General features: G+C 59.1%; 25 protein-coding genes. 10 read left to right on the plus strand and 15 right to left on the minus strand.

Going from position 1 to position 22845, the window contains the following annotated elements:
- The first annotated feature begins 45 nt into the window (after positions 1–45).
- From KVQ74_RS24560 to KVQ74_RS24575, 4 genes are all read left to right on the plus strand, one after another.
- Positions 46–798 (plus strand): hypothetical protein, encoded by a 753-nt coding sequence (locus tag KVQ74_RS24560; protein ID WP_217833954.1) that lies wholly within the window; start codon positions 46–48, stop codon positions 796–798.
- Positions 799–870: 72 nt separating this feature from the next.
- Positions 871–2790 (plus strand): alkaline phosphatase D family protein, encoded by a 1920-nt coding sequence (locus tag KVQ74_RS24565; protein WP_217833955.1) that lies wholly within the window; start codon positions 871–873, stop codon positions 2788–2790.
- 200 nt (positions 2791–2990) lie between these two features.
- Positions 2991–3245, plus strand: coding sequence for a type II toxin-antitoxin system prevent-host-death family antitoxin (locus KVQ74_RS24570; RefSeq protein ID WP_217833956.1), 255 nt, complete (start codon positions 2991–2993; stop codon positions 3243–3245).
- Positions 3242–3496, plus strand: a complete 255-nt coding sequence (locus KVQ74_RS24575; RefSeq protein WP_217833957.1) for a Txe/YoeB family addiction module toxin — start codon at positions 3242–3244, stop codon at positions 3494–3496. Before KVQ74_RS24570 ends, KVQ74_RS24575 begins: the two co-directional genes overlap by 4 nt.
- 7 nt (positions 3497–3503) lie before the next feature.
- Here the strand turns inward: KVQ74_RS24575 and KVQ74_RS24580 are convergent, their stop codons facing one another.
- Positions 3504–4676, minus strand: a complete 1173-nt coding sequence (locus KVQ74_RS24580; protein ID WP_217833958.1) for an aspartate aminotransferase family protein — start codon at positions 4674–4676, stop codon at positions 3504–3506.
- Positions 4677–4778: 102 nt separating this feature from the next.
- Between KVQ74_RS24580 and KVQ74_RS24585 the strand changes: the two genes are divergently transcribed.
- From KVQ74_RS24585 to KVQ74_RS24595, 3 genes are read left to right on the plus strand one after another with little or no spacing between them, the layout of a single operon-like run.
- Positions 4779–5741 carry a LysR family transcriptional regulator gene (locus KVQ74_RS24585; RefSeq protein ID WP_217833959.1) on the plus strand — a complete coding sequence of 321 codons (963 nt, stop codon included), beginning with the start codon at positions 4779–4781 and terminating at the stop codon, positions 5739–5741.
- A complete protein-coding gene (locus KVQ74_RS24590) occupies positions 5738–6142 on the plus strand; it encodes a GNAT family N-acetyltransferase (RefSeq protein WP_217833960.1) in 405 nt (134 codons plus the stop codon). Before KVQ74_RS24585 ends, KVQ74_RS24590 begins: the two co-directional genes overlap by 4 nt.
- Before the next feature lie 60 nt (positions 6143–6202).
- Complete coding sequence (locus KVQ74_RS24595) at positions 6203–6718, plus strand: DUF6622 family protein (protein WP_217833961.1); 516 nt, start codon at positions 6203–6205, stop codon at positions 6716–6718.
- A 1-nt stretch (position 6719) separates the two neighbouring features.
- Here KVQ74_RS24595 and msrA read toward each other — a convergent pair whose 3' ends face one another.
- Genes msrA through msrB form a run of 3 tightly spaced genes read right to left on the minus strand, consistent with a single transcriptional unit; the run spans position 6720 to position 9810 of the window.
- On the minus strand, positions 6720–7424 hold the full coding sequence (gene msrA, locus KVQ74_RS24600; RefSeq protein WP_217833962.1) for a peptide-methionine (S)-S-oxide reductase MsrA: 705 nt from the start codon (positions 7422–7424) through the stop codon (positions 6720–6722).
- 15 nt (positions 7425–7439) lie between these two features.
- Positions 7440–9248: a cytochrome c biogenesis protein DipZ gene (locus KVQ74_RS24605; protein ID WP_217833963.1), complete on the minus strand. Its 1809-nt coding sequence runs from the start codon at positions 9246–9248 to the stop codon at positions 7440–7442.
- A gap of 43 nt (positions 9249–9291) precedes the next feature.
- Positions 9292–9810 (minus strand): peptide-methionine (R)-S-oxide reductase MsrB, encoded by a 519-nt coding sequence (gene msrB / locus KVQ74_RS24610; RefSeq protein ID WP_217833964.1) that lies wholly within the window; start codon positions 9808–9810, stop codon positions 9292–9294.
- Between the two features lie 152 nt (positions 9811–9962).
- Between msrB and KVQ74_RS24615 the strand changes: the two genes are divergently transcribed.
- From KVQ74_RS24615 to KVQ74_RS24625, 3 genes are all read left to right on the plus strand, one after another.
- Positions 9963–10679: a response regulator transcription factor gene (locus KVQ74_RS24615; protein WP_217833965.1), complete on the plus strand. Its 717-nt coding sequence runs from the start codon at positions 9963–9965 to the stop codon at positions 10677–10679.
- The gene (locus tag KVQ74_RS24620; protein ID WP_217833966.1) at positions 10676–12196 is read left to right on the plus strand and encodes a sensor histidine kinase; all 1521 of its coding nucleotides are present in this window, start codon (positions 10676–10678) and stop codon (positions 12194–12196) included. Before KVQ74_RS24615 ends, KVQ74_RS24620 begins: the two co-directional genes overlap by 4 nt.
- A gap of 121 nt (positions 12197–12317) precedes the next feature.
- Complete coding sequence (locus KVQ74_RS24625) at positions 12318–13022, plus strand: hypothetical protein (RefSeq protein WP_217833967.1); 705 nt, start codon at positions 12318–12320, stop codon at positions 13020–13022.
- Between the two features lie 69 nt (positions 13023–13091).
- On the opposite strand, the gene KVQ74_RS24630 is transcribed toward KVQ74_RS24625, so the two are convergent.
- The 11 genes from KVQ74_RS24630 to hmpA all read right to left on the minus strand — a co-directional run bounded on the left by KVQ74_RS24630 (position 13092) and on the right by hmpA (position 22691).
- Positions 13092–13583: a RidA family protein gene (locus KVQ74_RS24630; protein WP_217833968.1), complete on the minus strand. Its 492-nt coding sequence runs from the start codon at positions 13581–13583 to the stop codon at positions 13092–13094.
- A gap of 189 nt (positions 13584–13772) precedes the next feature.
- Complete coding sequence (locus KVQ74_RS24635; RefSeq protein WP_217833969.1) at positions 13773–14087, minus strand: helix-turn-helix domain-containing protein; 315 nt, start codon at positions 14085–14087, stop codon at positions 13773–13775.
- Positions 14084–14428, minus strand: coding sequence for a toxin (locus KVQ74_RS24640; protein ID WP_217833970.1), 345 nt, complete (start codon positions 14426–14428; stop codon positions 14084–14086). The genes KVQ74_RS24635 and KVQ74_RS24640 overlap by 4 nt, the downstream gene beginning before the upstream one ends.
- A 122-nt stretch (positions 14429–14550) precedes the next feature.
- On the minus strand, positions 14551–15438 hold the full coding sequence (gene cyoE, locus KVQ74_RS24645) for a heme o synthase (RefSeq protein ID WP_217833971.1): 888 nt from the start codon (positions 15436–15438) through the stop codon (positions 14551–14553).
- Between the two features lie 10 nt (positions 15439–15448).
- The gene (gene cyoD / locus KVQ74_RS24650; RefSeq protein WP_217833972.1) at positions 15449–15784 is read right to left on the minus strand and encodes a cytochrome o ubiquinol oxidase subunit IV; all 336 of its coding nucleotides are present in this window, start codon (positions 15782–15784) and stop codon (positions 15449–15451) included.
- Positions 15785–16411 carry a cytochrome o ubiquinol oxidase subunit III gene (locus KVQ74_RS24655; protein ID WP_217833973.1) on the minus strand — a complete coding sequence of 209 codons (627 nt, stop codon included), beginning with the start codon at positions 16409–16411 and terminating at the stop codon, positions 15785–15787.
- Positions 16412–16414: 3 nt separating this feature from the next.
- Complete coding sequence (cyoB, locus tag KVQ74_RS24660) at positions 16415–18445, minus strand: cytochrome o ubiquinol oxidase subunit I (protein ID WP_217833974.1); 2031 nt, start codon at positions 18443–18445, stop codon at positions 16415–16417.
- A gap of 3 nt (positions 18446–18448) precedes the next feature.
- Positions 18449–19390 (minus strand): ubiquinol oxidase subunit II, encoded by a 942-nt coding sequence (gene cyoA, locus KVQ74_RS24665; RefSeq protein WP_008084799.1) that lies wholly within the window; start codon positions 19388–19390, stop codon positions 18449–18451.
- Between the two features lie 824 nt (positions 19391–20214).
- Complete coding sequence (locus KVQ74_RS24670; protein ID WP_007956723.1) at positions 20215–20724, minus strand: disulfide bond formation protein B; 510 nt, start codon at positions 20722–20724, stop codon at positions 20215–20217.
- A 25-nt stretch (positions 20725–20749) separates the two neighbouring features.
- Positions 20750–21310, minus strand: coding sequence for an ester cyclase (locus KVQ74_RS24675; RefSeq protein ID WP_217833975.1), 561 nt, complete (start codon positions 21308–21310; stop codon positions 20750–20752).
- A gap of 199 nt (positions 21311–21509) precedes the next feature.
- Positions 21510–22691, minus strand: coding sequence for an NO-inducible flavohemoprotein (gene hmpA / locus KVQ74_RS24680; protein ID WP_217833976.1), 1182 nt, complete (start codon positions 22689–22691; stop codon positions 21510–21512).
- Between the last annotated feature and the right edge of the window lie 154 nt (positions 22692–22845).

Consider the following 22845-nt stretch of genomic DNA (forward strand, 5'->3'; position numbering starts at 1 on the left):
CGCGTGCTGACTTGAGCAATTTTGAAGGTTAAAGGAAAGGATCGAATGGAGTTTCTGCGTTTTCTGGCATTTGTCGCGGCCTGGGGTTTCATGTGGCGCTGGGTGGTGAAGAATCGCGGCAGCTGGAATCTGTTCATCGGCAACCTGATCGGTGCGGTGGGCGGTTTCATTGTCGGTGTCGTGGTGTTGTCCATTACCCTGTCGCTGTTTCCGTCTGCGCATAAAACGGAACAACAGCAACCAGAGAGGGCCGCGACCTCGGAAGCCAGGCCAGCCGTGACGAAGGTCGAGCCTGCTCCTGTACTGATCCCACCTTCCGAGTCCGCTCCCGCTGTGGCATCCGACAACCTGCCGGTATTTGTCGCCAGCGCAGCGCAGAATCAGCCTTCACCGCCCGACTCCGCTCTCCTGCCCAACTTCAGTAAACGTCTGACAGCCTCGGTGTCGGAAAAGAAGGTCGAGGAGACTGTCGGCGCCAATTTCGTCGCCCTGCGCAAGGCGATCGGCAGCGATCCGAATGGCGACAAAGCGATACTGGCCTCGGTCATGTGCCTGCCGTTCATCCAGGGCGCCATGCGTTTTCCGGCAGCGGCGGTCGTGACACCTCAAGCCAAGACCAACAGCACGCGGTTCAAGGATCAGATCTACACCATCAGCAACACAGTCACCGCCCGCAACATGCTCGGTGACGACGAACTCTACCGCTTCGATTGCTCGATTCAGCGACTGCCGGCCAACGATTCCGGTTATGCCGAATGGCGCCTGCTGGGGTTGAAACTGGAAAAAGCCGGTTCTTAAGCCTCGTTTAAGGGTTGAAGGCGCCGGCTGCGCTATCATCGCCGGCCTGTGCGCCTTGAGCCTTGCCCGCTGATGTCTCGACCCTCCCCTGACCTCCATCCGTTGCCAGCCGTATTGGCCGGCCCGCTGTTGCGACGGCTGGAGCCAACACGACTGGTGCTGTGGCTGGTCGGCACGCGACCGCTGGCGCTGACCTTGCGCCTGCAAGGTGTAGGAAACGTCCCTCTCGACACGACGACGTGCACGGTCATTCCCGTAGGCACTCAAGCGTTCATCCATCTGATTGATGTCCGTCTCGAAAACGCCCTGCCCTGCGACACCCGCATCGACTATGACCTGCTGATTGACGGCCAGACACCCATCGCCGATTGGGCGCCACACCTGCTCTACGGGGAGGCCGCAAGTCCGAACTTCGTTCTGCGTTCGCGGATCGACCAGTTGCTCCATGGCTCTTGCCGCAAGCCCCATCACCCGGCGGCGGACGGTCTGTTATGCGTCGATCAATTGCTCGCCGCTGAATCCGATCCGCAACAACGTCCCGCCCTGCTGATGATGAGCGGTGATCAGATCTACGCCGACGATGTGGCCGGTCCGATGCTGCGGGCCATTCACACGCTGATCGAGCGCCTGGGTTTGTTCGACGAATACCTCGAAGGCGCAGTGGTCAGCGACAGCGCCCGACTCTACGAACACCCGGCCAGTTACTACCATCGCGCGGATCTGTTACCGGCGCTCGAGAGCAACGAGACATTGCGCGAGCGATTTTTCGGTGGCGCGCGTAAGCCGATCTTCACCAGCAGCAACGCCGACAATCATCTGGTGACGTTTGCCGAAGTCATGGCGATGTACCTGCTGGTGTGGTCGCCTACCGCATGGACACTGATCAATCCGCAAGCGCCAATGCTGACGCCAGAGCGGCTCAAGCGTTATCGCCTCGAACAGACCCGACTCGACGGGTTCAAGGCTGGCCTGGGCAACGTCGCCCGCGCATTGGCGCATTTGCCCAGCCTGATGATTTTTGACGACCACGACATCACCGATGACTGGAATCTTTCCGCGCAATGGGAGGAAACGGCCTACAGCCATCCGTTCTCCCGGCGGATCATCGGCAATGCGTTGATCGCCTATATGTTGTGCCAGGGTTGGGGCAATAACCCGGAGGCTTTCAGCGAGGTGCTGGAGAAAACCCGTCAACTGAGCGTCAGCGGCGACGACCAATACCTCGACAGCCCGCTGCAGAATGAACTGATCGATGACCTGCTGCGCTTTCAACACTGGCATTTCGTGTTGCCCACCAGCCCCGCACTGGTGGTGCTCGACACCCGCACCCGCCGCTGGCGCAGTGAGATGGCGCTCAAGCAACCGTCAGGCCTGCTGGATTGGGAAGCCCTGTGTGAGCTGCAACAGGAACTGCTCGATCACCCTTCGGCGATCATCGTCTCGCCAGCGCCAATCTTTGGTGTGAAGCTGATCGAAACCGTGCAACGGGTCTTCAGTTGGTGCGGTTATCCGCTGCTGGTGGATGCAGAAAACTGGATGGCCCATCGTGGCGCCGCCCAGGTCATCCTGAACATTTTCCGACACTCGCGTACACCCGGCAGTTACGTGGTGCTGTCAGGCGATGTGCATTATTCCTTCGTCTACGAAGTGCTTATCCGACACCGCAAGGCCGGCCCACGGATCTGGCAGATCACCAGCAGCGGGATCAAGAACGAATTCCCGCCGACCCTGCTGGAGTGGTTCGACCGCCTCAACCGCTGGCTCTACTCGCCTCGTTCGCCACTCAACTGGCTGACCAAACGCCGACGCATGCGCATCGTGCCGTACGTCCCCGAGCATGCCGAAGCAGGTGAAAGGCTGTGGAATTCGGCGGGTATCGGCCAAGTGTTTTTCAATGATCGGGGGCAGCCGCAGGACATCATCCAGCACAACGCGAACGGCGCGCCGAAGACACGCATGCTGGCGCCGGATTTGACGGATTATCCAGATTAGGCACAAGTCCTACATCAGCCTGTATTGGATGGCAGACTTGCCGGAAAGAGCTTACAAAAGTCGCAGAAACGTCTCGAAGAGACTTCGGTGATACTCAGTGCATCGCAGATAGCCCGTCTGTGACACAACCACTGGTAGGTATCGTCTTGTCATCATGTACTCATTTCTGTACGTTCTTCGCATCAGGCGAGGACTACAATATGCACACCATCAACTACACCACAGCCCGTGCACATCTGGCTGAAACCATGGATCGGGTCAATGAGGATCAAGCACCTCTATTGGTAACGCGCCAAAAAGGCGAGCCTGTTGTGATGATGTCTCTGGCTGAATACAACGCACTCGAAGAGACGGCGTATCTGCTGCGCTCTCCAGCCAATGCCGAACGGTTAATCAAGTCGATTGGCGAAATGCGCGCTGGAAAAGCCAAAGCCAGGCAATTGATCGAAGAATGAATATCGAGTTCACGCCAACGGCCTGGGAAGACTACTTATGGTTTCAGCAAAACGATAAAACCGGTCTTAAGCGCATCAATCTATTGATCAAGGCGATCCAACGCCAACCATTCGAGGGGGTAGGCAAACCTGAGCCGCTCAAGCACAACATGAGCGGCTTATGGTCACGGCGAATAACTGCAGAGCATCGTTTGGTCTATGCAGTCGATGGCCCAGAAGTCTGCATCATTTCGTGCAAGTATCACTACTGAACAAAAGTCAATCACGACCCAACGCCCGCGCCACACCTCTTACAATCATCCCCACCTCCCGCTCATCAATCGTCAGCGGTGGCAGCAGCCGTATGGTCTTGCCCCGCGTCACGTTGATCAACAACCCATGATCCCGCGCGGCGATGAGCGTGAGATCGCGAATCGGCTGTTTCAGTTCGATCCCGATCATCAACCCTTGTCCACGAATCGCCAGCACATTGGGGTTGTCCGCCAGTTCCGCCTGCAGCCGGGTCAGCAAGCATTCGCCCTGAAGCCGGGCGTTTTCCAGCAGGCCTTGGTCTTCGATGATGTCGAGAACGGTGCAACCGACCCGGCAGGCCAGCGGATTGCCGCCAAACGTGCTGCCATGGCTGCCGGGGGTGAACAGATCCGCCGCCCGGCCCCGCGCCAGGCAGGCACCGATCGGCACGCCATTGCCCAGGCCTTTGGCGAGGGTCATCACGTCAGGGACGATGCCTTCGTGCTGGAAAGCAAACCAGCGCCCGGTGCGGCCGATCCCGGTCTGGATCTCGTCGAGCATCAGCAGCCAGGCGTGGCGGTTGCACTGTTCGCGCAGAGCCTTGAGGTAACCGGGCGGTGCCAGTTGCACGCCGCTTTCGCCTTGGATCGGCTCGACCAGAATCGCCACGATGCGCTCGCCATGCTTTTGCCGCACCTGCTCCAGCGCCGCCAGATCGCCAAATGGCACTTTGACGAAATCCCCCGGCAATTCGTTGAAACCCAGGCGCACCGCCGGGCCGTCACTGGCAGACAACGTACCCAGCGTTCGGCCATGAAACGCATTGGTCATCACCACCACCAACGGCCGTTCGATACCCTTGCGCCAGCCGTACAGGCGCGCCAGTTTCAGCGCGGTTTCGTTGGCCTCGGCGCCGGAGTTGTTGAAGAACGCCCGCTCCATCCCCGACAGTTCGGTCAGTTTCTGCGCCAGCCGCCGTTGCCAGTCGATGCTGTAGAGGTTGGAGGTGTGCAGCAGCAAACCGGCCTGCTCGCTGATCGCCGAAACGATCCGTGGGTGCGAGTGGCCGACGTTGGTCACCGCCACGCCAGCGACTGCATCCAGGTATTCGCGCCCCGCCTGATCCCACAGTCGGGTGCCCAGCCCCTTGGTGAAACTCAGGGCCAGCGGTTGGTAGGTGTTCATCAGGGCGGCAGTCATGACTTCAAACTCCAGTGAAGGTCGGTGTACGGGCAGTATGGTTAGCCACCTGAACTGGATAAACTCGGCAAAACTTCAATCATTTAAAAGCAGAGCTTGATAATGGACTTGTTTCAGTCGATGGGCGTCTACGTCAAAGTCGTGGAAACCGGCAGCATGACCGCCGCCGCCCTGCAATGCGAAATGTCCACGACCATGGTCGGCAACCACCTGCGGGCGCTGGAGCAACGACTCGGTGTACAACTGCTGCAACGCACCACCCGCCGGCAGCGCTTGACCGAGTTCGGTTCGGTTTACTACCAGCGTTGCCTCGAAGTGCTGGGTCTGGTGGCCGACTCCGAACGTCTCGCCGAACAGGCGCTCGATGAGCCGCGCGGCGTCCTGCGCATCACCGCGCCGCTGACCTTTGGCGTCGAGCGCCTGGCGCCGGCGCTCAGCGAATTTTCCCTGCAATGTCCACAACTCAAGCTCGATGTGGCGCTGACCAATCGCCGGCCGGATCTGCTGGAAAGTGGCCTCGACGTGGCGTTCCGTCTGGGCAATTTCGAGCAATCCAATCTGATTGCCCGGCCCTTGATCGATTACACCCTGACCGTCTGCGCCTCCCCCGCCTACGTCGCCCGGCGCGGCATGCCGCATACGCCGCAGGACCTGCAACAACATGACTGCCTGTCATTCGCCTACCCCGCCGGCGATGACTGGCAATCGGTGGAAAAGCAGTGGCGCCTCAGTGGCCCGGACGGCGAAATCATGGTCGACGTCAGCGGACCGATGCTGATCAACAGTTCCGCCGGTCTGCATCAGGCGGCACGTACCGGCATGGGCATCGTGATGCTGCCCGATGCGCTGGTGGAGCAGGATCTGTGCGAAGGCCATCTGGTGAAGGTGATCCCCGACTTCCAGCCACCCAGCCGCCCGATGCATCTGCTTTACGCACCGGATCGCTATCGGTTGCCGAAACTGCGCCGGTTCGTTGAATTCGCCGTGCAGACATGGGGGAAAACTGATTGCCATGGGGCATCAGCTACGCTCAAAAACAGCCTTCAAGGATTTGATCAGCAATGAACAGCAATCTGACCATACGCGACGTTCTGCCCTGCGAAGTGGAATCGGTGAGGATGTTTCTCGGGCAACACGGCTGGGCGCACCGAATCGGGTCTGCCGAATACTTTTCGCAGTTGGTCCACAACTCTCAACGAACCGCCGTCGCCCTGAATGGCGAACAAATCATCGGTTTCGCCCGCGGCATTACCGACGGTTTATCCAACGGGTATTTGTCGATGGTCGTGGTTCACGGCCAGCACCGGCGAAAAGGCGTTGGCCGCGCATTGGTTGAGCATGTCATGGGCGACAACCCCGATATTACCTGGGTGCTGCGCGCCGGACGTGAAGGTGCGGAAGCCTTCTTCGCCAGCCTGGGTTTTGAAACATCGGTGATTGCGATGGAACGCCCCAGATTGAAATAACCGCCGATCACCCTGACAACGGCTATGATCCAGCTTCCTTTTCAGCACGGATGCTGCGCGATGCTCGCCATTTTGCAAAACACCCCGCTCTGGGTTTATGCGATTTTTCTGCTTCTTGTCTACTTTGGCCTCAAGGCACGCACGTCCAGCCATGAGAGCCGGCTCGCGATGCTGGTGACGCCCCCTGCATTGATTGCGTGGTCGCTGCTTTCAATGGACCTGACGTTCAATCCAGCCCTTTCACTGAGTTATTGGTTCGGCACGATGTTGCTGGGCGGTGGCTCGGCATGGCTGTTGTTTTCGCCTCAAGGAGTGGTGCTCGACGATTCGCAAAACGGTCTGGTCGTGCCCGGCACCTGGAAAATGCTCGTGTTGTACCTGCTGTTTTTCGCGGTGAACTATTACTTCGGTTATCAGGATGCCGTGCATCCGGAACAGGCCTCTGCCCCGGATACACTGCTGTTCAAGACTGCCGCATCGGGCTTTGTCTGCGGGTTGATCGGCGCTCGCTCGCTGAAGCATTACCGGTTACTGCGCACCCTTCTGGCTCAGCCCTCACGAGTGAGTGCGCAATAAATCACGACCCATTCTTCACCAACGCCGGTTTTTCCTGGTAGCGCTGGGCAAACAACTGCTTCAACTGCGCCACTTTCGGCAAATCGTTGATCACGATGTACGGATAACTCGGGTGTTCGGTGAGGAAGTCCTGGTGATAGTCCTCCGCCGGGTAAAAACCGTTGTAGGTCTCCAGCCGCGTGACAATCGGTTTGCCGAAGACATGCGTGGCGTCCAGTTGAGCAATGTAGGCCTGCGCCACACGTTGCTGATCGGCATTGACCGGGAATAGCGCCGAACGGTACTGCGTGCCGCTGTCCGGCCCTTGGCGGTTGAGTTCGGTCGGGTTGTGAGCCACCGAGAAGTAGATCTGCAGCAGGCTGCCGTAGCTCACCTGCGTCGGGTCAAAAGTAACCTGCACCGACTCGGCATGCCCCGTATCGCCTCCGCTGACCTGCTCGTAGTCCGCCGTATTGGCCGCGCCACCGGCGTAGCCCGAGACAGCGTTCTGCACCCCTTTGACGTGCTGAAAAACACCCTGCACACCCCAGAAGCAACCTCCGGCAAACACCGCCGTTTCGCTGTGCGCCTGAGTGTTTTCATCGAGGGCGGGTGGCGGAATAACGACGCCGTCCCCGGCACCGAAGGAAAACGCCGAGCACTGCCCGATCACGCCAACGGTCGCGACGCCCAACAGGACACGTCGCCAGATATTTCGAGTTTTCATGCTGGGTACTCCTGATCAGCCGAAGGTAAAGGCGTAAGCCGACACGCCCGGGTCCAGAAATTCGATGCTGAAGGTTCGATCCTTCACCTCGGCGGTTTGCCGCACCAATTGATACAAGCGTTGTTCCGTCACCCGGCCACTGCCATCGGGGGCGACATCGACACCGTGGGCATCGCCTGGCGCCTGGCCGTCGATCAGCACCTTGAAGCGCACCGGTTTACCATCCGCGCCAGGTCCCAATACCAAGTGCAGATCACGGGCATGAAAGCGATAAACGATGCGACTGGCCGGCGCGCTGGCGGTGGCGTGTTCGGCGCCCACCGACCACTGCCCACCGAGGCTCCAGTCGTTCAGTGCGAGATCGGACGGCGGGTTGTAGGCCGCAACCTTGTCAGGCACCAGGCTGGTTTCCGGTATGAAATGTTCCGCGCGCTGGTAGCCGACATAGGTTTCCGGCGATTGCACCTGATTCATGTCCGGTGCGAGTTGCACGCCCTGGGCATCGGCATTGATCAAGCCGTCGGCCACCGCTTTCGCTCCGGATTCGCGCAACAGTTGCTGAATGACCCGTTCCGACTCGGCGTAGTCTCCTTCGCCAAAGTGGTGATAACGAATGCGCCCCTGGGCGTCGGCAAAGTAATGCGCCGGCCAGTATTCGTTGTTGAAGGCGCGCCAGATCCGGTAGTCGTTGTCGATGGCCACCGGGTAGTTGATCCCCAACTCCTTCATGGCTTTGGTGACATTGCCCACATCACGTTCGAAGGCGAACTCCGGTGCATGCACACCGATCACCACCAGCCCCTGATCGCGGTACTTCTCCGCCCAGGCCTTGACGTAGGGCAAGGTGCGCAGGCAGTTGATGCAGGAGTAGGTCCAGAAATCCACCAGCACGACCTTGCCCTTGAGTGCCTGCGCATCCAGCGGTGGCGAGTTGAGCCATTGCACCGCCCCTGCGAGCGGCGGCAACTGGCCCTCGACCGGCAGCGAGGCCGGCGCTTTGGCCGCCATTTTCATCGCGCCACCCGCAGCCATCATGCTGCCGTTCGCTGCATCACCCGCCGCAGGAATCTGCGCCATCATCGTGCCGTTGGCCTGGGGTGATTTTCCGGACAGCTTGCCCACCAATGCCTGTTCCAGACCGCCGGTCGAGGCCGTCGAGACCCGGGCCAGAATCCCGGTATCGAGGCCCAGCGCAATTGCCGCGAAACCGGCCAGCATGGCCGCACCCAACCCGCGCCGAATCCACTCCCCCGTGCCGATCGAGCGCTTCATCAGGGCGAAGACTTTACCGCCCAGCAGCAGCGCGGCGGCGAGCGATGTCGCGGCACCGGCGGCGTAGGCCAGCAGCAACAAAGTGGTGGCGATGCTTGCCCCTTGCAGCGCGGCACCGGTCAGAATCAGCCCCAGAATGGGGCCGGCGCAGGGAGCCCAGAGCAGCCCCGTGGCGACGCCGATCAGAAACGAAGCGCCGGGACGCGGACGATTGTCTTGACCGGCGGCCTCCGACAGACGACTGCCGGCCGAGACCAGCGGCCGGGTCAGGCGCTCGGCCAGACGCGGCAGCAGCAGTGTCAGCCCGAACAGCGCTACGAACAGCAACGCGAGCCAGCGACCGTACTGATTGACTTGCACCACCCAACCGCCGCCCACCGCCGCCAACGAGGCGACGAGCGCGAAGGTCAGCGCCATCCCCGCCAGCAGCGGCAAGCCACTCTTGATAAACGGCTGCCCGGTGCGAGCGAAGACAAAGGGCAGGACCGGCAAGATGCACGGGCTGACGATCGTCAGCACACCACCGAGATAAGCGAGAACCAAGAGCCACATAATGTCGTCCTGTAGAAAGTGAAGATCGCAAGCGGGCCATGACTCAAACCGCTGCCGGCTTGAACGTCATTGCCAGGCCATTCATGCAGTAGCGCAGGCCGGTGGGTTTTGGCCCGTCATCGAAGACATGCCCCAGGTGTCCGCCGCAGCGGCGACAGTGAACCTCCTCCCTCGACATGCCGAATGAGCGATCCTGGCGCGTGGCCACGGCATGCTCCAGCGGTGCCCAGAAACTCGGCCAGCCGGTGCGGCTGTCAAATTTGGTCTCGGACGAAAACAGCGCCAGGTCGCATCCGGCACAGGCGAAGTGACCGGCCCGATGCTCGTTGTTCAGCGCGCTGCTGTAGGCCCGTTCGGTGCCCTCCTCACGAAGGATCCGGTACTGCTCGTCGGTCAGCAGCGAACGCCATTCACTGTCGCTGTGCGTCACCTCGAAAACCTCCTCAGCATGGGCCTCGTTGACCAGCGCGGTGGCCGTGGAAAATTTTGGCAATACACCGCTCACCAGCGCTGCAACGCCCAGCCCGCCGCCCGCTGCCAGAATCTGTCGTCGTGAAAACATGGCCTTCTCCAAAAATTCCAGATGCCTGTCGTGGATCACAGCCTAGGCTTGGGTTGATCGCCAAATCCTCACGGGAAGTTAAACAATTCGTGATAACTCACCGGAGGGAAAACCCGCACAATGCGCTCATTGCGCCGCAAGGATTCAGCTCCATGGAACACACCAAACGCGTCCTGGTGGTCGAGGACGACCTGCACATCGCCGACCTGATTTGCCTGCACCTGCGGGACGAACAATTCGAGGTCGTACACAGCGCCGATGGCGACGAAGGCATGCGCCTGCTGCAACAAGGTCACTGGGATGCCCTGATCCTCGACCTCATGCTGCCGGGCGTCGACGGCCTGGAAATCTGCCGCCGTGCCCGCGCCATGGCCCGCTACACGCCGATCATCATCACCAGTGCCCGCTCCAGCGAACTGCACCGCATCCTTGGCCTCGAACTGGGGGCCGACGACTACCTCGCCAAACCGTTTTCGATGCTGGAACTGGTGGCCCGGGTCAAGGCGTTGCTGCGCCGGGTCGACGCCATGGCGCGCAACCTGAAAATGGATGCCGGCAGCCTGAGTATCGATGGCCTGACCATCGATCCGATCACCCGCGACGTCGCCCTCGCCGGCCAGCGACTTGACCTGACACCACGGGAGTTCGACCTGCTGTATTTCTTCGCCCGCCAGCCGGGCAAGGTGTTCTCGCGAATGGACCTGCTCAATGCCGTGTGGGGCTACAGCCACGAAGGCTACGAACACACGGTCAACACCCACATCAATCGCCTGCGGGCGAAAATCGAAACCGACCCGACACAACCCGCGCGCATTCTCACGGTATGGGGGCGGGGGTATAAGTTCGGCACAGGTACAGAGCCATCATGAAACTGACCCTGACACAGCGCCTGTCTCTGGTGTTTGCCGTGTTGCTGCTGATCTGCTGCGGCACTTCCGCATGGTTGCAGGTGCGCTCCAGTCAGATGCATGAGCTGGAAGTCGTGCAAGGTCTGTCCCGGGATCTGGCGACGCACATCGCCCACGACACGGTGCTGATGGACAGCAACGGTCTGATGCCCGGCGCCGTGCGTGAGCTGTTCAGCCAGTTGATGCTGGTCAACCCGAGTGTCGAGGTGTACCTGCTCGACACCGAGGGCCGGATTGTCGGCAACGCCGCTCCCGAAGGGCGCCTGCGTCGGCAGACGGTCGACCTCGCACCGGTCCGGCGCCTGCTCGACGATCAGCCGCTGCCGATCCTCGGCGACGACCCGCGCAGCGTCGACGGACGCAAGGTATTCAGCGCTGCGCCGTTGCAGGTTAACGGCAAGGCCGCCGGCTATCTGTATGTGGTGCTGCTCAGCGAAGCGCATGACCGTTTCGCCGAGCGCGGTGCCACCAGCGCAGCGCTCAATACGGCGCTGATGTCGATCGGACTGGTTGCGCTGTTGTGTCTGATTGCCGGTCTGACAGCATTCAACCTGATTACCCGACCGCTGCGGCGACTGACCGAAACCGTGAGTCGCTTCGATATCGATGGTGCTCCACAACCGTCGCCTGTCGTACCGACCGTTGTGGATAACACCGCCGACCCGGATGAAATCGCCGTGCTCGACGTCGCCTTCCGGCAAATGCAGAACCGCCTCGGCGAACAGTGGCGCTCGCTGACCCGCCAGGATCAGGAGCGCCGCGAACTGGTGGCGAACATCTCCCACGATTTGCGCACACCACTGGCCTCCCTGCACGGTTATCTGGAAACCCTGTCACTCAAGGATGCAACGCTGACTGCACCCGAGCGACGTCGCTACCTGGGCATCGCCCTCGATCAGAGCCGCAAGGTGGGCGGGCTGGCGCAATCGCTGCTGGAACTGGTGCGCCTTGAACATGGCTTCGTGCAACCGGTGCTGGAGCGCTTTGCCCTGACCGATCTGGTGCAGGACATCTTTCAGAAATTCGAGCTCGGCGCCGAGGCACGACGGATTGAACTCAAGGCGAACTTCTCTGCCAATCTGCCCGGCGTCTGGGCCGACCTCGGGCTGATCGAGCGCGTGCTGACCAATCTGGTCGACAACGCTTTGCGCCATACGCCTCAGGATGGCGAAATTCAGTTCGACCTGGCCGCCCAGGGCAAACGGGTCGAAATCACCGTCAGTGACACCGGGCCGGGTATCGCGGCGGAACTGCGCGAAAGTCTTTTCCTGCGCCCGTTCAACATCGGCGGCGCGCGACGTGACGGCGGACTGGGGCTGCGTATCGTGCACCGGATCCTGCAACTGCATGGGCGCGAGATCCGGCTGGTCGACGTTCCGGGGCGCGGCGCGACCTTTCGCTTTTCGCTGCCGGTGGATCAGCAGAGCGCCGAACAGGGGCTGGTACGCTCGATGAACCTGAATCCAGCGGACAAATAATCGACGCCACTGGCCCGTTGCACCGTGACAACACCGCCCCGCTCCCCTAAATTAGTCGGCCTGAAAAAGCCCCCCCGAGCTTTCTCGTCTCAACTCAAGCTAAAGAAGTAGTGAAATTTCAATGTCCGATTTCAACACCGCTGAATCCGTAGTCACCCTGTCGTCCAAAGCGGAATACGAAAACTCCATCAATCTTTCACAACACCTTCCTCAAGCCAAAACCATCAGCGAGATGGTGCTGGATGCTTTCCAGTCGACCCGTGAAAGCGAGCAGATCCGCGAGCTGCGCGCCGCGATCCGTCAGGCCCACGACCGCTTCGATGACGACCAGGCCTACGAGCTGATGGGTCAGCTCAAAGCCCTGAAGGACGCCGAAGCCGCCGACACCGCCGCCCTTGAAGACCTGAGCAGCAAGTTCCCGATCAGCCGCATTCTGTCCAGCTTCAAGGACGACCCGGCGTTCCAGGAAATCGTCTACGGTCTGGCGCTGAAAGTGCTGAACCAGACCCATCAGGCGATGACCAGCCCGAGTGGCGGCAAAAGCAAGGCCGCACGCCCGAAGAAAGATGCCGAAGTGTTCAGCATCAGCAAGGACGGCATCAGCATGACCCTGCCGCTGCGCACACCGCGTTCGCGCCTGAGCGTGGATCGCGAGGCGCTGGAATTCCTCGGTTTTACCTTCACCGGTGAAGGCGAAGAAGCCGAAATCGAAGGCGAAACCTTCCTCGACAACTCAGGCACCGAACACGCGATCAACCGCAAGAACATCATCACCGCCCTGCAACAGCAGACCGCGTTCGATGGCTACAGCATCGCGATGCAATAAACCCGACGCAGACGAAAAAGCCCCGCTCTGAAATTCAGGCGGGGCTTTTTGTTGTCTGGCAAGTGGCGTTCAGGCCGATGGGTGCAGGGCGGCAATCATGTCCACTTCAACCGCCGCGTTCTTCGGCAACTGATAGACCCCGACGGTGGTGCGCGTGTGGCGGCCGGCATCGCCCAGCACATGGCTGAATACGTCCGAGGCACCGTTGGAGACTTCACTCAGATCAACGAAATCCGGCGTCGACTTGACGTAGACCGTCACCCGCAACAGCGCACGGATCTTGTCCAGCGAACCGACCGCATCGACGATCAGTGCCAGACAGCGCATCGCACTGATACTGGCAGCGGCCTGGGCGTCCTTGAGGTCCAGCTCCAGACCAATCCGGCCGGGATACAGAATCTTGCCGTCGACGCGTGGCACCATACCGCTGATGTACAACTCATCATGATGGCGGATCAGCGGAGCGTAATTGCCGCCCGCCCTGTTCTCGCCATAGATGTCGTAGTTCAGCTCCTGCGCCAGGGCAATGAAGCGTTCGTCGCAGGTCATCCTCTCAGTCATTTCGCCCAGCCTCTTGTTCGATGCTTGAAGAATACGTTGAGCGCCGCGAAAGTGGCCTGGCGCTATCACCGATATGGTTGGATCCAAATCTAGGGCTTTTGCCGGGTTGCCGCAACCGGCAGCTGAAAAACTGAAAAAGCCCCGCTATCTTTCTGAAGTGCGAGGCTTTGGATGTGCATGAAAAAGCTTTTACACGGCGCTTAGCCGCTCAACCATATCGGGAAACTTTTCTACCAACCGAATCAATAAAGCAGCCTGAGCATTGGGTTTGGATTTCTCCTGCTCCCAATTTCTCAGCGTGCTGGGACTGGTTCTGATGCGTCTGGCAAAAACCGCTTGGGACATATGGAGCTTCTCCCGTAACGCTACGATTTCCTGAGCAGCAACCTCAGGGACGGGCCTGTCCTCGATCGTCGTATTACGCAGCGTTATTTTGCCTTCGCGTTGAGCCGCCATCTCATCAACGCCCTGCATCAACTCTGCAAACAGGTCGCGTTTTTTCATGGGGTACCTCGTATTTTCAACTCTTTCTCTATGGCTTTTTTGAGCGCCTTCTCTTGCTCGGCAGTCAGATTCTCAAGCTCATCTTTGTCATAAATGGCAAACATCCAAAACTGGCCATCATTCATAAGCCAATAATAGATAACTCGCAAGCCGCCTCGCCTGCCTTTGCCGCGCCGAACGTCAGCCCAACGCAGTTTACGAAAGCCTCCGGTTCGAGGCATGACATCGCCTGCCAGTGGGTTGCTCTGCATGTGGGTCTGCAGCTCACGATACTCATCGTCGGTCAGATAACGACCAACATTCGCGGTGAATAATGTGGTTTCAAAGAATACAGTTCGCATCGAAAAGCTATAGGCAACTTGCCTATAGACACGCCATCAACAATTTCGGCTTCAGTTAAACAGTCGTCAAAAAAAAACCCACTCATCTCTCGATGGGCGGGTTTTTCATACAGCTGTAAACCTTACTGCGCGTACGTCATCAGCAGGTCGCCCGGCACTTTGAAGTCCACGGACATCATCACGCTCAGCGCGGTGATGGTGAAAATCGAGAACACGAACAGCTTGCGTGCCCAGACCGTGTCGTCCGCTGCCTTGTTGCCGGTCCAGGCCATGTACAGCCAGTACATGCCCATGGCCGCGGCGACGGCGAAGTAGCTGATGCCAGCGTAACCGCTGATGGTCAGCATCAAGGTTGCCCCGACGAATGCCAGGATGTAATACAGGATGTGCTTCTTGGCCACTTCGATCCCGCGTTCAACTGGCAGCACCGGAATCGATGCAGCCTGGTAATCCTTGAAACGGAAAATCGCGATGGCGTAGGAATGCGGCATCTGCCACAGGCTGAACATCACCAGCAGGGTCAGCGCGGCCATGTCGAAGGTGTTGGTCACGGCAACGTAACCGATCACCGGCGGCATGGCGCCCGACAGACTGCCCACCAGCGTGCCGTGAACCGACTTGCGCTTGAGGTACAGGCTGTAGAAGCCGACGTAGATGATGAAGCCGATCACGGCGAACAATGCAGCCAACGGGTTGGCCACCTTGTACAGCAACGCAACGCCGGCGACACCGAGGACGGTCGCGTAGACCAGCGCCAGTTTCAGGGAGATCAGGCCCTGAACCAGCACACGGTTCTTGGTGCGCTCCATCTTGTAGTCGATGTCACGGTCGATGCAGTTGTTGAACACGCAACCGGAGGCCACGACCAGGGACGTGCCGATCATGGCAGCCAGAAACACCGCCAGATCGACATGCCCTTTCGAGGCCAGGAAGAACCCGCCTGCCACAGAAAGCACGTTACCGAAAATGATCCCCGGTTTGGTGATTTGGATAAAGTGCTTGAGCGACATCGGGTCTACCTCACTTCGCCATCATGAACGTGTGGATGCTGAACATGATCCACAGCGACAGGCCGACCAGCAGCACGATCACGATCGCGGCGAAGACGAACGCAATCACGTTGTTACGTTGCGCAGCCGAACGGTCCAGGTGCAGGAAGTACACCAGGTGCACCAGCACCTGGATCACGGCGAATGCCAGGACGATCATCAGGGTGATCGACTTCGGCAGCGTCGGGTACATCACCAGCGCGAACGGGATGACGGTCAGGATCACCGACAGGATGAAGCCGATCGCGTACGACTTGACGCTACCGTGGTTGGCGTCGTGGCTGTCGTGGGAATGAGCGTTAGCCATTTACATAGTCCCCATCAGATAAACAACGGTGAATACGCAGATCCACACCACGTCCAGGAAGTGCCAGAACAGGCTCAGGCAGCTCAGACGGGTCTTGTTGGTCGCCGTCAGGCCGTTTTTCTGCACCTGGTACATCATGATCGCCATCCAGATCAGACCGCTGGTCACGTGCAGACCGTGGGTGCCGACCAGGGTGAAGAACCCGGACAGGAAGCCGGAACGGCTAGGGCCGAAGCCTTCGGAGATCAGCAGGTGGAACTCGTTGATCTCCATGGCGATAAAGCCGGCGCCGAACAGGAAAGTCATGGCCAGCCAGCCCAGGACCTGGTTCTTTTTACCCTTGAACAGCGCCAGCATGGCGAAGCCGTAGGTGATCGAACTGAACAGCAGCAGAGCGGTTTCGCCCAGTACGTATGGCAGTTCGAAGATGTCGTGGCCCGACGGGCCACCGGCGACGTTGTTTACCAGTACCGCGTACACCGCGAAGATCGACGCAAACAGAATGCAGTCGGTCATCAGGTAGAGCCAGAAACCGTATACGGTCATCTCGCCCGAGTCGTGGTGATGGTCATCGTGCCCGTGGTCATGACCATGGGCGTGTCCAGCATTGGTCACTAAATTCGACATGGTTTAAGCCTGTTCCAACGAGGTTTCAACACGGGTGGCGGTGGCCGGGATTTTCCCTGCCGCAACCAGACGCTTGTGCTGCTCGGCTTCGATGCGCTCGATCACGTCGACCGGCACCATATAGCCCTGGTCGTCACGTGCAGCGTGGATCACGAAGTAGATGACAGTACCGGCCAGGCTCGCGATCGCCAGCCACCAGATGTGCCAGATCATCGCGAAACCGAACACGGTCAGCAGCGCGCCCATCACCACGCCAGTGGCGGTGTTGTTCGGCATGTGGATCGGCTCGTACTTGGCCGGAGCCTTGTACGCGGTGCCGTTTTCCTTGGCCTCGGTGAACGGGTCGATGCAGTCTGCTTTTGGCAGCACGGCGAAGTTGTAGAACGGTGGTGGCGACGAGGTCGACCATTCCAGAGTGTGGGCATTCCACGGGTCACCGTGTTCGCACATGTTCTCTGGGTTCTTGCGGTCACGTACCGATACGTACAGCTGGATCAGCTGGCAGGCGATACCGACAGCGATCATCACCGCACCGAACATGGCGACGTACAGGTACGGCACCCACTCAGGGTTGGTGGTGGCGTTCAGACGACGGGTCATGCCCATGAAGCCCAGTGCATAGAGCGGCATGAACGCGACGAAGAAGCCCGAGATCCAGAACCAGAACGCTGCTTTACCCCAGCCTTCGTGCAGCTTGAAGCCGAACGCTTTCGGGAAGTAGAAGCCGAAGCCTGCGATGTAGCCGAATACCGCGCCGCCGATGATCACGTTGTGGAAGTGCGCGATCACGAACAGGCTGTTGTGCAGAACGAAGTCGGCACCCGGGATGGCCAGCAGTACGCCGGTCATGCCGCCGATGGCGAAGGTCACCATGAAGCCCAGGGTCCACAGAACCTGGCTGGTGAAGCGCAGACGGCCCTGGTAGATGGTGAACAGCCAGTTGAACAGTTTCACACCCGTCGGGATGGAAATCAGCATCGTCGCCAGACCGAAGAAGGCGTTGACGCTGGCGCCCGAACCCATGGTGAAGAAGTGGTGCAGCCAAACCATGAAGCCCAGTACCGAGATCGCGCCCGAAGCGTAGATCATCGAGTGGTGGCCGAACAGTTTCTTGCCGGTGAACGCCGAGATGACTTCCGAGAAGATGCCGAAGGCCGGCAGGATCAGGATGTACACCTCAGGGTGACCCCAGGCCCAGAACAGGTTGACGTACATCATCGGATTGCCACCAAGTTCGTTGGTGAAAATGTGGAAATCCATGTAACGGTCAAGCGTCAGCAGTGCCAGGGTAGCGGTCAGGATCGGGAACGAAGCCACGATCAGAACGTTTGCCCAGGTGCAGGTCCAGGTGAAGATCGGCATGTCCATCAGCTTCATGCCAGGGGTACGCATTTTCAGCACGGTGGCGAGGAAGTTGACCCCCGTCAGCGTCGTACCCAGACCCGATAGCTGTAGCGCCCAGATGTAGTAGTCCATACCTACGCCAGGGCTGTATTGCAGACCCGACAGCGGTGGATAAGCAACCCAGCCGGTCTTGGCGAATTCGCCGACGCCCAGGGACAGGTTGATCAGCACGACGCCGGACACCAGCAGCCAGAAGCTCAGGGAGTTCAGGAACGGGAAGGCAACGTCACGCGCGCCGATCTGCAGCGGCACTGCAAGGTTCATCAGGCCGGTGAAGAATGGCATCGCCATGAAGATGATCATGATCACACCGTGAGCGGTGAAGATCTGGTCATAGTGTTCAGGTGGCAGGTAGCCAGGCGAACCCTCGGTGGCCATGGCCAGCTGGGTACGCATCATGATGGCGTCGGCAAAGCCACGCAGCAGCATGACCATGGCAACGATGATGTACATCACGCCGATTTTCTTGTGGTCGACCGACGTCAGCCACTCGGTCCACAAGTAGGTCCACTTCTTGAAGTAGGTGATTGCAGCGAACAGCGCCAGACCACCGAGGGCGATCATGGCGATGGTCACCATCACGATCGGCTCGTGGAATGGGACTGCTTCCCAACTTAATTTACCAAACATCGTTTACTCCTCTGCCCCGGCAGCTGAATGCGAACTCGAGTCAATTTCCGTGGCCGCCACTTCTTTCTCTTTCTTCTCGTGCTTCAGCGGCTTGCCCGGCTTCATACCTTCGTACTTGTCGACGATGATCTGGAACTGGTTCGGCGTGACCGAGGAGTAGAGCTCGACTGGGTTGTTCTGGCTTGGCTTGGCAAGGGCTGCGTATTCAGCTTGATCAAGCTGTTTAGGTGACTTCTTGACTTCACTTACCCAGGCGTCGAAATCTTCCTGAGTCGTTGAGATGGCTTTGAACTTCATGCCGGTGAAACCCGCGCCGCTGTAGTTGGCGGAGATACCGTCCATTTCAGCGTTGCGGTCAGCGATCAGGTGCAGCTTGGTCTGCATGCCCGCCATCGCGTAGATCTGGCCGCCCAGACCCGGGATGAAGAACGAGTTCATCACAGCGTCGGAGGTGATCTTGAAGTTGATTGGCGTGTGCGCCGGGAACACGATCTTGTTGACCGTGGCGATGCCTTGTTCCGGGTAGATGAACAGCCATTTCCAGTCCAGCGCGACCACTTCGATGGTCACCGGCTTGACGTCGGATTCAATCGGACGATACGGGTCCAGTTCGTGGGTCGAAATGTAGGTGATGTAACCCAGGGCAATGATGATCAGGACCGGGATGGTCCAGACGGCTACTTCGATCTTGGTCGAGTGCGACCATTTCGGCGTGTAGACGGCGTTCTTGTTCGAGGCGCGGTATTTCCAGGCAAACAGGAAGGTCATCACGATGACCGGCACCACGACCAACAGCATCAGCAGCGTGGCGGTGATGATCAGGTTGCGCTGTTCCAGGCCGACCTGGCCCGTTGGATTGAGCAAGGTCATGTTGCAGCCTCCCAGCAACAACGTGCCGAGCAGCGGCACTAGGCCTAGTAATCTGGGATACCTGTTTTTACTCATCTCACGACCTCTAAAGCAGCTTGCGCAATGCAGTTGGGTTTTGATCGCCAACACTTCACCCTGCCAAGGGTTGGCATTTTCTTTGGATTGAATAAGGGCCGCCCGTCGCGCGTCAGACGCTCGACAAATCCTCGGACAGCGGTGAGTTCTTATTCGATTTCGTGGTCAAAGGCCCTGTTACAGACCAATTCCATTTGGCGCGGAAAGTTGGAAGGCACCGACACCAGGGTGTCTTGCAGCCTCCCGACCGCTCGACACCCGACTTCCTGATCAGTTCCTTATTAAAGGCTGAGCAGTGCCGGGAATTCAGTGCGGGCGATTGTAGATAGGTAGCGCCCTATACACCATGTCTTATCCCGAAATAATTTTTATCCGGTACAGCAACAATCCATCACCGTTTTTGCAAAAGTTCCGCATGTTATCGAAATTGATTCTCAACAAAAACACCAAAAAATGTAGGTCTACCTGCGTCACTTCAGACAGCTCCGAAGGCTTTTTCCTCCAGGCTGATCCTGCTAAACCCCGATTTTCAAAGGGTTCTGGCCATCTGCCAGAGTTTGTTGAAACTGCCTGTTCCGACAACTGTGCCTAAAGGCAGACAAACGCTGAAACAGACCAATGTTTTTGTGTAACAGAGCACCAATCCGCGTCCCTGAAATCATCTGCGACACCCCGTGTGTGACAACATGTCGCACACCTGCCACACCCTTCCTTGTCTTTCGTCATGTTCTTTTCACACGCCCTGTGAAATGCGAAACGCCCCGATTTCCGAACCCGGAAATCGGGGCGTTTCGTTGTATCGGCGCGAGCGCCGCAAAGTTGATTCAGCGCAATGCCTTGCGGTTGCGCGAGGTCAGCAGCGGCACGAGGATCACCACCAGCACGAACGCCACCAGCGCCCACTGTGCCAGCGACAGGCCGAGGATCGGCGGGTACGGCGTCGAGCAGAAACCGTCGACCTGGAAGCCCAGCGGGAAGATCTTCGCCAGCGGCAGGTCATCGACGATCGGCTGCAGCACATCGATACCGCAACTCACCGCCGGATAGAACTGGGTGTAGACGTGATGCCCGGCAACGCCGGCTCCGGCAATCGCACAAATCACCACCAGCACCTCGAACACAGTGATGCTGCGGCGGGTGCGCATGGCCGCGCCGATGAACGCGAACAGCGCGATCAGCAGCAACGCATAACGCTGCAGGATGCACAGCGGGCATGGCGCTTCGCCCAGCACGATCTGCATGTACAGCGCGCCACCGATCAGTGCCAGGCAGATGATTCCCAGCAGCACCAGATAGCGTCGCTCACGTCCCAATCGAATCGTTTCCTCGCTCATCGCGTTTCCCTTTCATGTCCATGGTTCAGCTGGCCGGCGGCTGCGCTTGCAGTTGCGCCATCAGGCTGATGTTGTCTTCGATATGCCAATTGGCCGCGATGCGACCGTTGTCGATCTGATAGATATCGGTTGCCCGGAAGTCTACACGCTGGCCCTGCCCTTTGAGAGCCTTGAACGTACCGGTGAAATGCCCGCGAAAGTGCAGATGCACCACCACGCGATCCCCGGCGACGATCATTTGCTCGATCTCGCAACTCAAGTCCGGCACCGCCGTGCGAAAGAACTTCGATGCCAGCAACGGCCCGGTCGGTCCTTGCACCCGTCCTTCGGGCGGCGTCTTGTCGACAAATTGCGGCGACAAGGCAGCGTTGGCCAACGCCTTTTCACCCGAATTCCAGAAACTGCCGTAGCGCCGCGCCGCCAGTTCCATCGCTTGCTGCTGCGCCTTGGGCAGGCTCTGATCGACGATCAGGGTCTGCGGTTCAATCAGGGCGGATTCGGCATGGGCGAACGGACTGACCAGCAACGTGGCCGACAGGCCCAGGGCAGCGAGGCTGAAATGACGGGAGAAGATGAAGTGCGACATGGGGGCGATCCTGATCATGTAAACGAACGAGCGCCTATCATCAGCATCGGGGAATAAACGATAAATCGGTTAAGAAACGATTAACCTTTAAACACTTTTTAATAATCGCAAGGGCGGGGAGCCATTCGCGAGCAGGCCCGCTGCCACAAAACAGTTGTGGGAGCGGGCCTGCTCGCGAAACGGACGACTCGGTTTCAGATCATTCCAGCGCAGCGGCCGGGCCGAAGAACTCGTAGCGGCTTTGCTTTTCCGGCACACCCAGCGCTTTCAGATGACGCTTGATCGCGCCCATGAAGCCTTTTGGCCCCAGGAAATACGCATCGACATCACGCTGCTCCGGCAGCCATTGCGCCAGTTGCTCCTGGCTCAGCAGGCCCACTTTGTCCGCCGCCGGGCTCACGCCGTCATCTTCGGCGTAGCAGTAGAAACGCTTGAGTTGCGGATGACGCTCGGCCAAACCGTCGATCCAGTCGCGGAAGGCATGGACGCTGCCGTTACGGGCGCAGTGGATGAAATGCACCGGGCGTTTGCTTTCCAGCGCCGCTTCGAGCATCGGCAGGGTCGGAGTGATGCCGACGCCGCCGCTGATCAGCACCAGCGGTTTGTCACTCTCTGTCAGGGTGAATTCGCCCGATGGCGGAAACAGGTCGATACGGCTGCCGACATGCAGTTGGTCGTGCAGGTGATTGGACGCACGGCCATTCGGCTCGCGCTTGACGCTGATACGGTACTGGCCGTTGTTGGTCAGCGCCGACAGCGAGTAATTGCGGCGGATTTCTTCGCCGTCGAGGGTCAGTTTCATGCCGATGTACTGGCCTGGCTCGGCCGCAAGGATCGGGCCTTTGTCTGCTGGTTCGAAGTAGAACGAGATGATTTCCGCGCTTTCCTCGACCTTCGCCGCGACGATGAACTCCCGCGCTCCGCGCCAGCCGCCGACGGCTTGCTCTTTCTGGTCGTAGATGGCGGTTTCGGCGCCGATCAGGATGTCGGCCAACTGTCCGTAAGCGGCGCCCCAGGCGGCCATCACTTCAGGAGTGGCGATTTCGTCGCCGAGCACTTCGGAAATCGCCCGCAGCAGGCAACTGCCAACGATCGGGTAGTGCTCCGGCAGAATCTGCAAGGCCACATGCTTGTTGATGATCTTGGCCACCAGATCGCCCAGCTGGTCGAGCTGATCGATATGCCGGGCGTACATCAAAACGCCGTTGGCCAGGGCACGGGGCTGGTCGCCGCTGGCCTGGTGGGCCTGGTTGAACAGCGGACGGACTTGCGGGTATTCGGACAGCATCATCCGATAGAAGTGGGTGATCAGCGCTTCACCGCCACTTTCCAGCAAAGGCACGGTGGACTTGATGATTGCACGATCCTGGACGCTAAGCATAAGGGTGACTCCTGAGCTTTCTCTAAAAGTGCCTTGTGTATTTCAGCTTTCGTGCCAACTAATTTATCCATAAAAATCAATAGCTTGAAATTTAAGTAGTCAAATCGACACAAGCCCGCCTATAGTCGCTTCGACTACAACGCGTCTCTTTGAC

The organism is Pseudomonas botevensis (assembly GCF_019145475.1).
Taxonomy (GTDB): domain Bacteria; phylum Pseudomonadota; class Gammaproteobacteria; order Pseudomonadales; family Pseudomonadaceae; genus Aquipseudomonas; species Aquipseudomonas botevensis.

Excerpts from the sequence above, each read along its gene's own strand:
- KVQ74_RS24560 (WP_217833954.1), top strand. The coding sequence starts at position 46 with ATGGAGTTTCTGCGTTTTCTGGCATTTGTCGCGGCCTGGGGTTTCATG.
- KVQ74_RS24565 (WP_217833955.1), top strand. The coding sequence starts at position 871 with ATGTCTCGACCCTCCCCTGACCTCCATCCGTTGCCAGCCGTATTGGCC.
- KVQ74_RS24570 (WP_217833956.1), top strand. The coding sequence starts at position 2,991 with ATGCACACCATCAACTACACCACAGCCCGTGCACATCTGGCTGAAACC.
- KVQ74_RS24575 (WP_217833957.1), top strand. The coding sequence starts at position 3,242 with ATGAATATCGAGTTCACGCCAACGGCCTGGGAAGACTACTTATGGTTT.
- KVQ74_RS24580 (WP_217833958.1), bottom strand. The coding sequence starts at position 4,676 with ATGACTGCCGCCCTGATGAACACCTACCAACCGCTGGCCCTGAGTTTC.
- KVQ74_RS24585 (WP_217833959.1), top strand. The coding sequence starts at position 4,779 with ATGGACTTGTTTCAGTCGATGGGCGTCTACGTCAAAGTCGTGGAAACC.
- KVQ74_RS24590 (WP_217833960.1), top strand. The coding sequence starts at position 5,738 with ATGAACAGCAATCTGACCATACGCGACGTTCTGCCCTGCGAAGTGGAA.
- KVQ74_RS24595 (WP_217833961.1), top strand. The coding sequence starts at position 6,203 with ATGCTCGCCATTTTGCAAAACACCCCGCTCTGGGTTTATGCGATTTTT.
- msrA (WP_217833962.1), bottom strand. The coding sequence starts at position 7,424 with ATGAAAACTCGAAATATCTGGCGACGTGTCCTGTTGGGCGTCGCGACC.
- KVQ74_RS24605 (WP_217833963.1), bottom strand. The coding sequence starts at position 9,248 with ATGTGGCTCTTGGTTCTCGCTTATCTCGGTGGTGTGCTGACGATCGTC.
- msrB (WP_217833964.1), bottom strand. The coding sequence starts at position 9,810 with ATGTTTTCACGACGACAGATTCTGGCAGCGGGCGGCGGGCTGGGCGTT.
- KVQ74_RS24615 (WP_217833965.1), top strand. The coding sequence starts at position 9,963 with ATGGAACACACCAAACGCGTCCTGGTGGTCGAGGACGACCTGCACATC.
- KVQ74_RS24620 (WP_217833966.1), top strand. The coding sequence starts at position 10,676 with ATGAAACTGACCCTGACACAGCGCCTGTCTCTGGTGTTTGCCGTGTTG.
- KVQ74_RS24625 (WP_217833967.1), top strand. The coding sequence starts at position 12,318 with ATGTCCGATTTCAACACCGCTGAATCCGTAGTCACCCTGTCGTCCAAA.
- KVQ74_RS24630 (WP_217833968.1), bottom strand. The coding sequence starts at position 13,583 with ATGACTGAGAGGATGACCTGCGACGAACGCTTCATTGCCCTGGCGCAG.
- KVQ74_RS24635 (WP_217833969.1), bottom strand. The coding sequence starts at position 14,087 with ATGAAAAAACGCGACCTGTTTGCAGAGTTGATGCAGGGCGTTGATGAG.
- KVQ74_RS24640 (WP_217833970.1), bottom strand. The coding sequence starts at position 14,428 with ATGCGAACTGTATTCTTTGAAACCACATTATTCACCGCGAATGTTGGT.
- cyoE (WP_217833971.1), bottom strand. The coding sequence starts at position 15,438 with ATGTCGCTCAAGCACTTTATCCAAATCACCAAACCGGGGATCATTTTC.
- cyoD (WP_217833972.1), bottom strand. The coding sequence starts at position 15,784 with ATGGCTAACGCTCATTCCCACGACAGCCACGACGCCAACCACGGTAGC.
- KVQ74_RS24655 (WP_217833973.1), bottom strand. The coding sequence starts at position 16,411 with ATGTCGAATTTAGTGACCAATGCTGGACACGCCCATGGTCATGACCAC.
- cyoB (WP_217833974.1), bottom strand. The coding sequence starts at position 18,445 with ATGTTTGGTAAATTAAGTTGGGAAGCAGTCCCATTCCACGAGCCGATC.
- cyoA (WP_008084799.1), bottom strand. The coding sequence starts at position 19,390 with ATGAGTAAAAACAGGTATCCCAGATTACTAGGCCTAGTGCCGCTGCTC.
- KVQ74_RS24670 (WP_007956723.1), bottom strand. The coding sequence starts at position 20,724 with ATGAGCGAGGAAACGATTCGATTGGGACGTGAGCGACGCTATCTGGTG.
- KVQ74_RS24675 (WP_217833975.1), bottom strand. The coding sequence starts at position 21,310 with ATGTCGCACTTCATCTTCTCCCGTCATTTCAGCCTCGCTGCCCTGGGC.
- hmpA (WP_217833976.1), bottom strand. The coding sequence starts at position 22,691 with ATGCTTAGCGTCCAGGATCGTGCAATCATCAAGTCCACCGTGCCTTTG.